Source organism: Ruegeria sp. BG10 (assembly GCF_056538575.1).
This window is the reverse complement of record NZ_JBQFTI010000008.1, coordinates 103,473-116,238: the sequence shown is the minus strand read 5'-3', so window position 1 is coordinate 116,238 and position 12,766 is coordinate 103,473. Positions and strand designations below refer to the sequence as shown.

General features: G+C 54.5%; 12 protein-coding genes. 1 reads left to right on the top strand and 11 read right to left on the bottom strand.

Features of this window, described 5'->3' with window-relative positions:
* Positions 1–3 precede the first annotated feature (3 nt).
* The 8 genes from urtB to ACR0D8_RS21055 form a co-directional block, all read right to left on the bottom strand.
* Positions 4–1,959: an urea ABC transporter permease subunit UrtB gene (urtB, locus tag ACR0D8_RS21090; RefSeq protein ID WP_480649501.1), complete on the bottom strand. Its 1,956-nt coding sequence runs from the start codon at positions 1,957–1,959 to the stop codon at positions 4–6.
* Between the two features lie 67 nt (positions 1,960–2,026).
* A complete protein-coding gene (gene urtA, locus ACR0D8_RS21085) occupies positions 2,027–3,301 on the bottom strand; it encodes an urea ABC transporter substrate-binding protein (protein WP_480649500.1) in 1,275 nt (424 codons plus the stop codon).
* Between the two features lie 286 nt (positions 3,302–3,587).
* Positions 3,588–3,974, bottom strand: coding sequence for a hypothetical protein (locus tag ACR0D8_RS21080; RefSeq protein ID WP_480649499.1), 387 nt, complete (start codon positions 3,972–3,974; stop codon positions 3,588–3,590).
* Positions 3,975–4,627: 653 nt separating this feature from the next.
* Positions 4,628–5,506, bottom strand: coding sequence for a peroxiredoxin family protein (locus ACR0D8_RS21075; protein ID WP_480649498.1), 879 nt, complete (start codon positions 5,504–5,506; stop codon positions 4,628–4,630).
* A gap of 119 nt (positions 5,507–5,625) precedes the next feature.
* Positions 5,626–6,300 carry a peroxiredoxin-like family protein gene (locus ACR0D8_RS21070; protein WP_480649497.1) on the bottom strand — a complete coding sequence of 225 codons (675 nt, stop codon included), beginning with the start codon at positions 6,298–6,300 and terminating at the stop codon, positions 5,626–5,628.
* A 250-nt stretch (positions 6,301–6,550) separates the two neighbouring features.
* On the bottom strand, positions 6,551–7,165 hold the full coding sequence (locus ACR0D8_RS21065) for an NAD(P)H-dependent oxidoreductase (protein ID WP_480649496.1): 615 nt from the start codon (positions 7,163–7,165) through the stop codon (positions 6,551–6,553).
* A gap of 180 nt (positions 7,166–7,345) precedes the next feature.
* A complete protein-coding gene (locus tag ACR0D8_RS21060) occupies positions 7,346–7,915 on the bottom strand; it encodes a carboxymuconolactone decarboxylase family protein (RefSeq protein ID WP_480649495.1) in 570 nt (189 codons plus the stop codon).
* A gap of 24 nt (positions 7,916–7,939) precedes the next feature.
* Positions 7,940–8,848, bottom strand: coding sequence for an MBL fold metallo-hydrolase (locus ACR0D8_RS21055; RefSeq protein WP_480649494.1), 909 nt, complete (start codon positions 8,846–8,848; stop codon positions 7,940–7,942).
* 152 nt (positions 8,849–9,000) lie between these two features.
* Here ACR0D8_RS21055 and ACR0D8_RS21050 point away from each other — a divergent pair, with 152 nt between their 5' ends.
* Positions 9,001–9,903 carry a LysR substrate-binding domain-containing protein gene (locus tag ACR0D8_RS21050; protein ID WP_480649493.1) on the top strand — a complete coding sequence of 301 codons (903 nt, stop codon included), beginning with the start codon at positions 9,001–9,003 and terminating at the stop codon, positions 9,901–9,903.
* Positions 9,904–10,572: 669 nt separating this feature from the next.
* Here the strand turns inward: ACR0D8_RS21050 and ACR0D8_RS21045 are convergent.
* The 3 genes from ACR0D8_RS21045 to ACR0D8_RS21035 all read right to left on the bottom strand — a co-directional run bounded on the left by ACR0D8_RS21045 (position 10,573) and on the right by ACR0D8_RS21035 (position 12,752).
* Positions 10,573–11,181, bottom strand: coding sequence for a GNAT family N-acetyltransferase (locus ACR0D8_RS21045; RefSeq protein WP_480649492.1), 609 nt, complete (start codon positions 11,179–11,181; stop codon positions 10,573–10,575).
* A gap of 105 nt (positions 11,182–11,286) precedes the next feature.
* The gene (locus tag ACR0D8_RS21040) at positions 11,287–11,685 is read right to left on the bottom strand and encodes a carboxymuconolactone decarboxylase family protein (protein WP_480649491.1); all 399 of its coding nucleotides are present in this window, start codon (positions 11,683–11,685) and stop codon (positions 11,287–11,289) included.
* Positions 11,682–12,752: an aldo/keto reductase gene (locus tag ACR0D8_RS21035; protein ID WP_480649490.1), complete on the bottom strand. Its 1,071-nt coding sequence runs from the start codon at positions 12,750–12,752 to the stop codon at positions 11,682–11,684. The genes ACR0D8_RS21040 and ACR0D8_RS21035 overlap by 4 nt, the downstream gene beginning before the upstream one ends.
* Between the last annotated feature and the right edge of the window lie 14 nt (positions 12,753–12,766).

The window sequence follows — 12,766 nt, the reverse complement described above, 5'->3', positions numbered from 1 at the left end:
ATATCACGCTTCCGCCGCCCGACCTTTGAGCGCGATGATGCCGCGCGGTCGGAATTGAATGAACAGGATGATGAAAAGGATCATGTAGGTCTGCGCCGCCAGCGTATTGGACGGGTTGAACCACTCGATCCCCTTTTGCAGCGTTCCGACCATCGTCGCGCCCAGCAGCGTGCCCCAGATGTTGCCAACGCCGCCGACGACCACCGTCATAAAGCTTTGCACGATGTAGTCAGAGCCCATCTCGGACGTGACTTTGGCATAAAGCCCGATGGCCACGCCGGCGATGCCAGCAATGCCCGAACCCAGGCCAAATGTCAGCATGTTGATCCGGTCCGGGTTGATGCCCATCGAGGACGCCATGCGCGGGTTCTGTGTCACAGCCCGCACCTCAAGCCCCAGCCGGGTTCGGTTCATGACGATAAGGAACAGTGCCAGAAACAGCAGCGCCAGAACGAAGATCGCAATGCGGATATAGCTGATCGACACGATGTCGTTCAGAACCATCGACCCGTCCAACCAAGCCGGAGCGGTCAGAGGACGCGCCTGCGTGCCGAATATATTCTTGGCCAGTTGCTGAAAGGCAATGGAAACACCGAAGGTTGCCAGCAATGTCTCTAGCGGGCGGTGATACAGCCACCGAATGACCAGTCGCTCCAGCAGAACACCGGCCCCGAAGGTCACGAGAAACGCGCAGGGAATGGCCACAAGGATCGAAAGCGTCAGGTCAGGAATGAACAACTGCACCACATAGCCGGTGTAGGCGCCCATCATGATGAACTCACCATGCGCCATATTGATCACGCCCATGACCCCGAAGGTGATCGCAAGACCGATCGCCGCAAGGAAATAGATCGAGGCCAAAGACAGCGCGTCCAGCACCAGATCCGCTGTCTGGTTCAAAGCAACCTGCGTTTCGATGTTGTCCAAAGCCGCCTGCGCAGCAAGAGCGATGGGCAAGGGGGCTGAGACGTAAACCTTGAAAAACTTATGCTTTTGAACGGCTTCGGCAATATCTTCCTGTGTCACCAGCGGGGTCGCAAGACCTTGCTGGGCCAACACCTGATACGCGGCCTCTCGGACGGCGTCCTCGTCAAGGCTGGCTACTTGTACACCCGCAACGGTATCGCCGTTTATGTTGGCGATCAGGGTTTGCTTTACCGCTGCGGCATCCACCGGTTCTGGGGCCAACCCATTTGCGACAAGAAGGTTGTAAGCCTGGTCCTGTGTCAACTCGTCTGATCCGACCTCAATGCCAACCGCACCGTCCGGGATTTCATCTGCGGCCTTGATTTCGGATGAAACCAGAGGATTGAGCGTTGCCCTGACATCAACACCGAGATCGCCGGCAAAGCTTTCGATTGCAGCAAGCCTCACGGCCTCATCCTCATCAAAGCGAATGGTGAGCAAGCGTTCCAACCGGTCTTTGCGCGCCTTGAGGTCGGCGTCTTGTTCAGCCTCGATGGAACCCCGCAGGGCAGACAGGTGCGACGCTTCGGCGTCTCGCTCAATCGCTGTCAAAGCAGCGTCGCGGGTTCTGGGATTGGGGTCGTTCAGCTGAAACTGCACCAGAGCAGACGCGATCAACCCGCGAATACCAGAATTAGGTTTGAGTTGTTTGTATGCCTTTTTGTCGACAACCCCGATCTCGGTCCCGTCAGATACATCAAAAATCTGCAACCCACCGTCTGCCTTTGAGGCAAAGACAAACAGACCGGTTTCTTTGTTGAACCACATGTCCTTGGCCTGCCAACGCTCCAGAACGGTCTGCGCTTCCGGCAGCCTACTTTGCGCCAGCGCGTCGATCGCAGGGCCAATCGTCTTGCGAGAGGATTTCTGGATCACCTCCGCGTGGGACTGCAAAACCTGCTGCACCGGGGTGTCTGCGGATTGCGCTTGCAAAAGGGTAGGGGCCACAAGGACCAGCAGGGCAAGTACTGCCCGCCTGAACGGAAGCGTCATTTAAGAAGACCTTTGTATTGAGCCTCGGGGCACAAGTCGAGCGCCCCGAGGAATTCAGGTTAAGACCTTAGTAGTTGGACTTGATCTGTACGCAGCTCTCGGTTTCGGTGTTGTACATACCGCAACCCAGCTCTTTCCAATCCGACACGAGAACAGCGGATTCAGGCAGATAGTCGGTCCAGGCGTCGCCCGGAACTTCTTCGGTCTGACTGATGATGTCGAACTGACCGTCTTCCTGGATTTCACCGATCAGGACCGGCTTGGCCAGATGGTGGTTGGGCAGCATCACAGCGGTGCCGCCTGTCAGGTTCGGGAATTCCTGACCGTACATGGCGGTCCGAACGGCATCGACATCTGTGGTGTCGGCAGCCGTCGCCGCGTTCACCCACATGTTGAAGCCGATATAGTGGGCCTCCATCGGGTCATTGGTCACACGGTCTTCACCCATGCGGACTTTCCACGCTTCGACCCATGCCTCGTTCGCATCGCTTTCGGCCGATTGGAAATAGTTCCATGCCGCCAGGTGACCGACAAGGTTGGTGGTATCCAGACCGGCAAGCTCTTCCTCACCGACCGAGAAGGCGACAACCGGAATGTCATCAGCCGAGATGCCCGCGGCAGCAAGTTCCTTGTAGAAGCCGACGTTCGCGTCGCCATTGATGGTCGAAATCACGCCGACTTTCTTGCCATCCGCGCCAAGCGCGACCACGTCGGCCACGATCTTGGACCAGTCCGAATGACCGAACGGCGTGTAGTTGACGAAAATGTCCTCTTCCGCGATGCCCTTCTGCTTCAGGTAGCTTTCTAGGATATTGTTCGTGGTCCGCGGATAGACGTAGTCGGTTCCCAGCAGCGCGAATTTCTCAACTTCCAGCTCATCCAGGAAGTAATCCGTGGCCGGGATCGCCTGCTGGTTCGGCGCAGCACCTGTGTAGAATACGTTTTTCGAGCTTTCTTCGCCCTCGTATTGAACCGGATAGAACAGCAGGCCGTTCAGTTCTTCGATCACCGGCAGGACGGATTTGCGGGAAACCGATGTCCAGTTGCCAAAGATCACGTCAACTTCGTGCACTGTCAGCAACTCACGCGCCTTTTCGGCAAACAGCGGCCAGTCCGAGGCCGGGTCTACAACGACAGCTTCAAGCTCGCACCCCAGAAGACCACCGGCTTCGTTTTGCTGTTCGACCAGCATTTCCATCGTGTCTTTCAGCGTGGTTTCCGAAATCGCCATGGTGCCGGACAACGAATGAAGAACGCCAACCTTGATCGGGCAATCGGCGAGTGCAGGCAATGAACTGGCCAACAGGGCTGCGGCGGTTGTTGTAAGAAGTTTGGTGTGCATCAGCATTTCCTTTTATGCGATGCGCAGCAGGGTTGTTTGGGGCGCCGAAACGTCCCATATACCCCCCACGCATTATTGCGGTGTGCGAGGGCGTCTTCAGGTTCCTAGGCCGGGCACCTTCGCACATGTTCCAAGCCGTCTTGCGGCACTCCATAGTGCTAGGACAGTTCTCCGCAGCACTCAGAGTCTCATGACCCGAGTTCCTGGACAGATTGAGGGTATTGCCTAATTTTGCGGCAGCGCAGCATGCCTCGCTTAATAATGCGGCAGCGCAGCGAAGCGGCTCTTATGCACCGCCCAGGATCAACAGGTTACACTGATCCAAATACTGCTTGGCGGTACGGCGCGCCGCACTTGCCTTCGTTTCATCTGAACCGAAGGTCGCGGTTTGTAGCAAACGTGCATGCGCAAGTTTGGAATTCACCCTGTGGCTTAGGACAAATTCGGCATTTTCTGCTGTGGTCGTCGCTTCCAGCAAAGACACAAACCCGCCGCGCCGCAGTTCATAGTCCTGAGCTTTTGCATCGTTCAAAAGCCACGCATGTTCCATTTCAGCCGAGAAGCGCCCTGCACAACCTGCAAAGGACTTTACGATGCCACTTTCCGCATATAGCAACCCAGAAGTCGCCAGGATGCACAGATTTGAAAGCAAAATTATTCTCAAAGCGCTCATAAACTAACCATCATCAATGGAATTATGCCCGTCAAGGCAGCACTCTGAAATTAACTGTGTTCAGTTTTGGGCTTACTTGAAATAGTATTTCCCGCCTTTTTCGAGCTCAGATTTGATTAATCATACCGGTTCCGCAATGTACGGCCGAGCTCGCCCCAAACTGCTAAAGAGGACGAGCTGACGCTTACTATCGGCTTCAAATAGCTAAAGCGTCGCATTGGTTCGAAGTTTCAAAGTCTGAACTGAGACCCGCTTGATACTCTCTATCCGCTAACCAAGACCAAGATTGAGCACGTTCAAGCAGTCGTTCACTCAAACCAAGCGTGCTGCAATGCAGTTAACGACGGCTCTGTCCCGCGATGTGTGAGTTCGGCGAGGCTCGGAATTCGCGCTTGCAGCTAATGACCGCTAAGCGGGCTGCGACCGCAGCAATTTAACCGGTTGGTGAAAGGCAGGAATGGGCCGTCCAGAACTGAGCGAAGTGGGGCAGTCAAAGAGACGCCTCAATCGCGCCTACGTCAGTATTGAGCCCCCTTTTACCATTGCTGCAAGTTGGGGGAACGTCTGCCAATACGGACCATTGCTTCGGGTCGTCGAGGACGATTGAAGTACCGCACGAGAGCGCGGTACTTGGTTTCGACAGATTGTGACAATTACGCTGCTGAAAAGGCCCGGACGCTGCCCTGCGGTTCGAAGACATGCAGGAACGTGTCGGGATGAGGGCGAATGCGGTAGTTGTCCGTCTCATCACCGAAGATCACCTTTCCGTCCTCACCGAGCGCAACGACGGTCGCTTTGACGGTGTCGACGGGATAGCCTGGCATACCGGAAGGAGCGCCACCTAAATCTTCGATGCCCAGGATCCTTGCTGCGGCCAGATCGTTGTCCTGGAAAATCTCTAAATGCGCAGGCAGATCCAGGTCCTTGGCGAGCTTCGTAGAGTTCTTGACGCCCTGATTTGAGATGAACTTCACCTTCACACCTGCCTTCGCCAGTTGATCAGCCTTTGCCTTCACCTCTTTGAGCTGGTTCATACAGAATGGGCACCAGTTGGCTCGGAAGAACACCAGCAGCGTCTTTTCACCCGCGAAAGCCGTGGATGTTATGTTGGTTTCATCCAGACGTTGCAGCGGCAGATCGGGCAGCGCTTCACCTTTAACGATGGCAGCGCTTGGCTTGCGGCCATAGTTCGAAAAAATGTGGATGTACCATTGCATGGTGACGGCACCGTACAGCGCCAGACCCACGGCCACGTATTCGCTGGTGGCAGTGAAGCCGCCGCGTGCACTGATTTGGTAGACCACCCAAGCCACTGCGGCCAGGTTGATCAGTTGGATGACAGGCAGGTTCTTAGAGGTCCGGGAAATTCCCAACGCTCCAGCCAGTACCATCAGGAAGAACGGCATGGTGAACGTCGCAAAGAATGTCCCGATCCAGATTGGATCGAAGCCTGACAGGTAGTACATGACTGCTGAGCCGACCCCTGACAGCATGTTCGACATGATATACGGGAGGATAAGTTTACCCTTCATTTTCTTGGTCCTTTCGAGGTTCGATCGAGTTGCCTACGGCGGCTCATTGGCCCGTATTGACGCAGTGTCTCGATGAGGTTGAGTGGCGCACGCCTCGCAGCACGAGGCGTGCAATCAAATTAAGCGGTTGCGGTTTCTGTCAGATTGTCGAGAACAGGAAACAGGTCCGCAGGTTCAGGACGGCGGGTGTAGTCGAGGTTCACTTCCGCATAGGCGATGTTGCCATCGGTATCGACGACATACCGTGCAGGCATAGGAAGGTTCCACTGACCATCGCCATGGATGCGCGGCAGGTGAACACCAAAGCCGTCGTGAACGGGAATGACGTAATCTTGCAGTGTCCAACGGATGCCGAGTTTTGCGGCCAACTCGCCGTTCTTGTCCGTCAAAATCGGAAAGCTCAGTGCGTTGTCTTTCTGGGACTTCCGGCTGTCAGCCGCCCCTTGCATGGAAATTGCAACCAACGTCGCTCCGCGCGCACGAATGTCCGCTGCAACTTCTTCAAGCGCTTTCAGCTCGATGTTGCAATAGGGGCACCAGACACCGCGATAGAAGGTCATAACGACCGGGCCTTCGGCAAGCAGGTCCCTCAGAGAGACTTCTTTGCGGTCCGAGTCCGTCAACACGAAATCAGGTACAGTGTCGCCGGCTTTCAGAGCGCGTTCGGCTTGGCCGCTGTCGATCAGTTCCTGGGTCGATTTGGCGAAGGCTTCAAAAGCACCTTCTGGGGCCATGGTTTTGAATTGGGCTTTGAAACCGTCGAGTTGGTCTTGGAGGGTCATAACGTTTTCCACTTCGTAGGTTGTGTTCTGCGGCTGGTCGTGACGTCATTTGTGCCGCCTGTTGGTAATATCGGTCAGTTGGGAAAACGGTGGTAGTTGGCTAAATTGTGTAATGGTTATTCAGAAAGTGAATGGTCTGCACCCGGGCTTCCATTTGGAAAATTAGGCCTGCACGACGAAAAAGCGCCGCGTTAATAGACGCGGCGCTTGCTTCCTGAGATTCCCAATTGCAGCCAATTCGATGGCAGCGCGTGACGATGTGTCAAACGACTTTGATCACTTCATCAATAGGACGACGGGTTCGCGGGAATGATGCAAACGGATCCCCTTCATCACGGTATCCGAATGCAATACCGACAGTTGTTGTGAACTCGGTTCCCGTCAAACCAAGAGTTTCGTCAAAACCTTGCGGATCGACTCCCTCCATCGGGCAGGCGTCGACTTTGAGCATCGCAGCAGCAGTAACAGCACATCCCAATGCGACATAGACCTGTCGCGCATTCCAATTGTCTGCTGCCGTAGCCTCTTTGCTTGCAACGCTCTTTGTCACCATTTCTCGGAATGGATGCAGCACTTCCGGGGATACTCCGCGTTCGGCTTGCAGCAGATCGACATGGCGAGTCACATCCTCTGCCGATGTGGCCTTACGACGGGCCAGCACGACGAATAACGCGCTGTCTTCGATCTTAGATTTGTTTGCAGGCACGAAAGAGCCAAGGGTTTCGCGTATCTCGGGGTCGTCCACCACAACAAATTTCCATGGCTGTAGACCATAGGATGAAGGTGCGAGGTGAAGAGTTGCCAAGAGGGCGTCACGGGCCTCTTGCGTAAGCTTCTTCGAGCCGTCAAAGGCCTTGGTAGCGTAGCGCCAATTCATCCCATGAACTATCGCGTTTGCACTTATCTGAGACATTGTTTTAAGCTTTCTGCTTTGTTCTGTTCCCTTGGCTAGTCCAAGGCAAATTCGATCACATAGAACCAGTTTGATTGGGCAATAGACATTCTCCCCGGCGAGCCGAACACTCCGGAACAGCAGGGTGGCGAGAGGTATTCTTTCTTACTCTGCCCCTACGGTGGATTTGGGGTCCCATGCCATCGGCTCGAAAGCCTTGTCGAGCGGCGGGTTCACTATATGGGTCGTGTAGTTGGACAAGACTTTGAGTGCGGTCCCGGCAATGACTTCCAGAACGGTCTGCCTTGTATACCCGGCGTCGACTAGGGAATCGACCTGCTCATCGCTGGCCCATCCACGTGTTTCGTTGATGGTTTCAGCGAAGATGCGGAGCGCTTCAAGTTTGGGGTCTGCAATTGGAGCGCCCGCCCGCAATGCCTCGATCACATTGTCATCCACACCAGCCATCTTTGCCACGGTTGTGTGCGCGGCCATGCAATAGGTACAGCCGTTCAGACGGTTGTTCGTCATCAGAATGATTTCGCGTTCGGTAGGCGTCAGATCAGTCTTCTCGAAAATGCCCATCATGGTCATGTAACTTTCGACCAAAACAGGGGATTCAGCCATCGTGGCCATCAGGTTTGGAACAAAGCCCATTTTGCCTTTGATCGCAGAGAGGATCGGTTTGGACCCTTCCGGGGCCGTGTCTACCGTGTGCTGGGAGTACGTTGTCATTTGCTGTTCCTTTGAAGATTGAGGTTAGAGAGGTTGGAAATTGAACCCGGAGCCTTTGTGCTCCACGCGGCCCAAGCCGGGCTTCGTGACATGTGCCGCTCCTATGAGCAGGCCATCGGTGGCGATCATGTCGAGCATGGAAACCCGCGTGACCACGGCCTGCTCACCGTCAACGTCCAATGCCCACCCGTAGTTCGGATTGGCAAAATGCACGTCTTCATGAACCGTCAGGTCTCCAACAACAATGAACTGCTCGCGCCCACCATCGAGGACGATAGCAGTATGACCAGGCGTGTGACCCGGCGCAGGCAAGACGTTCACGCCATCGCCCAGATTGGCTGATCCGCTGTGAAGGGAGACATTGCTTTTGATGACATTTGAAAGCGATTGAACGTTGTCCACCATAGGCCGCATCGGTTTCGGTGCGGTGGTTGCGAAGCCAACGGCGTTCCAAAAGTTCCATTCGGCGGCGGCAATGTGAATTTGAGCGTTCGGAAATGCCAAATGATCACCGATGGCAAGACCACCAACGTGATCCGGGTGAATGTGCGTGATCACGATGTCGGTTACCTCCTCTGCTGAGATACCAACTGAGGTGAGGTCCCCCGGCAGTTCGCCGACTGATGGAAAAGCGTTCGTAATGAATTCGCTGGTGCCAGCACCCGCGTCGAACAGGATAGTACGGCTCCCAGCCCGATATGCATACGTGTTAGCCGCGATCCGAGCAGGATCACCGATCTGCGCCTTCACGCTGTCAGGCGTTCCCAGAAACATGCTGGCAGGCATATCGAAGTGACCATCGGAAAGAGCAACGATCTGCTTTTCACCAACGTTGATGCTTGTGGCAGCAACCGCTTTTGGGGCCAACGCAAGCGTCGCCCCGGCAAGTGAACTGCTAAGAAAATGCCGTCTGCTCATCAAGGAGTTTGCCATTTCGAGTGTTCCTTCTCCGAAAGCTTTTGCGGCTACAATTTTCTGGTACTGACCGCTGGGATGTGTGGGTGGCCGCAGTTGTACTCAAATGTTGCTTATAAGGAGATTGAAGGGTAGATTGCCAAAAAGCCTAACAGTTATTCGAAATATGAATGTCCGACAACTTCTCAACGCTGCGTTTGTTCTCGCGAGTTGCGCGCACTGGTAGCTTTACCGCTGCGGGAAAAGAAACCGGCAAGTCCCAGCCTTCGGTTTCCCGGATCATATCCAATCTTGAAAAAGATCTTGGGGTGCAGCTGTTTGTGCGGTCCACCCACGCCGTCCGGTTAACGGAAGCCGGGGAAGAATACCTGACGCGCATCGAGCCGATCCTGTCCGACATTGAAGAAGCAAACCACTTTGTGCGGGGCACGGGCGAGCTACGCGGTCGTCTGCGGGTCGGCGCGCCGGCCAGCTTTGCGCAAAGAGAGATCATACCCGCCCTGCCACCGTTTCTGGAACTGCATCCCAAGCTGAAGGTGGATCTTGTTCTGACAGACTCGATGCAGGACTTGATTGACGAGGCTATCGACGTAGCCATCCGATTTGGTCCGCTGGACGACTCAACGATGGTCGCTCGTAAACTTGGCACGACGCCTCGAGTCGTAGTCGCAGCACCATCCTATCTGGAAAAAGCTGGCCACCCGAAGCAACCCACTGATTTAGTGGACCATCAAATCATCCTCGGCCCATCAAGTATCGGCAAAGCGGGTTGGAGCTTTGAGGAGGATGGAAAGGTCCAGTCCATTCGTGTCGAAAGTCAATTGATGATCTCCGTCAACGAAAGCACGACCACCGCCGCCGTTGCCGGTATGGGTGTTATCAGCACGTCGTACTGGAGTTGCAGAAACGAACTGGAGGCAGGAATTCTCGTTCAATTGCTGCCAAATTGGAAAATCGGGACTGTTGATGTGAATGCATTGCTGGCAGGTGGTCGTCATACTAAGCCTTCTGCCCACGCCTTTACAAGGCATTTGCAGGAAGCATTAGCGCAGAGAGATAGGGCTTTCGAATAGGATAGCAGAAATTCAGCAATTGTCCGAACTGTAGAGTTTAGCCGGTCTCTGATTTTGAGCTTGCAGCGAACTGCAGCTTCGACGGACCGCGTTGCAGCATCGGTTGGCAAAGTTAAATGACCGGTTAGGGCCGTCCTTGCGTGAGGTATTGGTGCTTTTGGCTGAAATGCTGCATTCGCCCTAGCGGCCGCGGAGAGGCCAAAATCACCGATGCTGCGCTGTGCACGAACGTCCGGTCTTTCAAGACTTGGCCAATGACCTTGCGGAACAAAACAGATTATTGCCAAGGGTTTGTTGCGCCCTCATTCTACGTCCGCTGCCGCAGGCTGGCAATTTTTGGTCCCTGCTGGACTGCCCTGTCAAGACCCCTGCGGAAGGCTCTTGGCCATGTGGCGAAGTGCACTAGCGCACTCCGGAAGGCGTGAAGGCCTTCGAAGGCGTTATCGCGGTAGAAATCATCGATCTCCGTCTTGGTGGATTTGCGGGCAATCGAAACTTGGCGAGCGGCAATAGCGTGTATCGGGTCCATTGCGTTGGTCCTTTCGGAGACTTTCTTCCTTGCAGCCGTTTCAATCTACACGCCAGCGCCGTCGCGATTGTCACCCGGATCGACCACGCGATCTTATCAGCCGGGTAGCCTTCACATTCCGGGCTGGTATTATTCATTCTTTAAGTTCGCGGTTGGCGCAGCATGGGATACATTGATGGTGCATCTCCCGGCGCGATCTCGCCAATCACCTCGAACCCAAAGCGAAGATACAGGGATAGGTTTCTCTCATTAGAGGATTCCAGATATGCGACCGTTCCCATCTGATCGCATTTTGTTAGCATCTGCTTGAGAAGTGCCGCTCCGTGACCGCGACCAATAAATCTTGGGTCTGCTGCAATCATCGGCAGATACCAGTGCGGTTCGTGAGGATGGTACGCGTCCATTTGGGCAAACATCTCGTCAAGGTTATCCGAAATCTCCTCTCGAACCGTTTCTTTGAGGATCATCTCGATGGTGTCGTTGTCGGGTTCAACACCGGGCTCCAACCAAAGTGACGCTGAGCAAAAGCCTTCTGTCACCAAGGCAGTTCCACTATCAATTGCCCTACCTCCAAAAGCGTCGGCAAATCGGGGCATTGCCTCAAGGTAAGTCTTTGCTTCCGGCCAAATCCATCGAGCGACTGGATCAGCGGAAAAACCCAGTGTTACTGCTTGGAGGACCTGTTTTCTCTCGGAGGGCTGGGCAACACGCACGTGCGGCGACTGGTTCCAGACATCGGTGTCCAACATGGTGAGTGATCCTTTTCTTCTGTGTTTGGTGAGCGGGAAAAAGGGGCGGCCAAAGCGAACGGATGAAAACCAAAGTCTTCCGCGTTTTGGCAAGATGTCTTCTTTTCAGGATTTTTGTGGCACTTGGCTTGTTTCGGCGGCAAGCCCGGCGCCGCGCGCGGCAGTAAGCGCGTTGATGAACGCAGGAACGCCTGCATAGACAGACACTTGTAGGATTGCTTCCAGAATTTCTTGCCGCTGAACGCCGATGTTCGCCGCCGCTTTGATATGAAATGCCAACTGATCCGGAGCAGTTCCCATCGCTGCAAGCATCGCAACCGTCAGTAACTCCCGTGTGCGAAGGTCAAGGGCCGGACGGGCCACAACATCTGCGAACGCAAAGCCTAACACAATTTCCACGTACTCTTTGGAAAAGGAGTCAAGGTTTGAGCACACCTTGTCCGGAGCACTTGGATCGAGTTGGCCCAGTATGTCGAGTGCTCTTTGGCGGCGGCCAGTTCTCATACGTTTACCCCCTTCATCCCCTCTTCAGTATACCGAGCACCGGAAACTGGGTTTTCGACCATTGCCAGATCAAGTTGATGGATGTCGTGGGGATCAAGCCGGATGTTGACCGCAGCGCAATTCTCCTTGAGATAGGTCGATCTTTTCGTGCCTGGTATGGGGATGATGTCTTCGCCTTGGGCCAGCACCCAAGCCAACGCTATTTGACTGGGTTCACATTTGTGTTCGACCGCAATCCCTTTGATGACTTCTACGATGGCTTGATTCCGAGACAAGTTCTCAGCTGAAAATCGCGGGAGACCTGCGCGAAAGTCGCCTGGACCAAACCGTGCACTTTTCCCAATAGCACCAGTCAAGAAGCCCCGGCCAAGCGGGGAGTATGCCACGAAGCCCGTGCCGAGTTCTCGACAAACGGGAAGAACTTCATGTTCAACATCACGCGTCCAGATCGAGTATTCCGATTGAACAACGGACACTGGGTGAACGAAATGCGCTTGACGCAGTGTTGAAGCGCTTACTTCGCACAAACCGATGTTTTGGATTTTGCCGGCACGTTTTAGCTTCGCCAACGCTTCCATAGTCTCTTCAATTGGCTGGTCGGCGTTGACGCGATGCACATAGTAGACGTCGATACACTCTACCCCCAGACGGATAAGGGACTGTTCGCAAGCACGTTCGATATATGTGGGGCTGTTGTCGATTGATCGTCTGTACTCACCTGGAGTACGAACTATCCCAAACTTGGTTGCGATCTTAACGTCGGCTGACGTTTCCTTAAGGAACTGCCCGAGAAGGGCTTCGTTCTCACCTGCGCCATATGTATCAGCCGTATCGAAAAAGTCGACGCCCAAGGCGGCCGCATCGTGTAGCACTTTAAGCGAGTCTTCGAAGCTGGTGGCACCGTAGAACTCGCTCATGCCCATGCATCCGAGACCGAGCATCGACGCTGATAGCTCTTCCGTGAGTTTTCGTTGCAGCATGTCTCCAACCCCTACTTCTGGTTTGAGACAAAGATAGCTTTCCAAAACCGCGCGTGGTATGCCAATTTCCGGCAACTCATTTTTCAAAATTGGAAATCTGG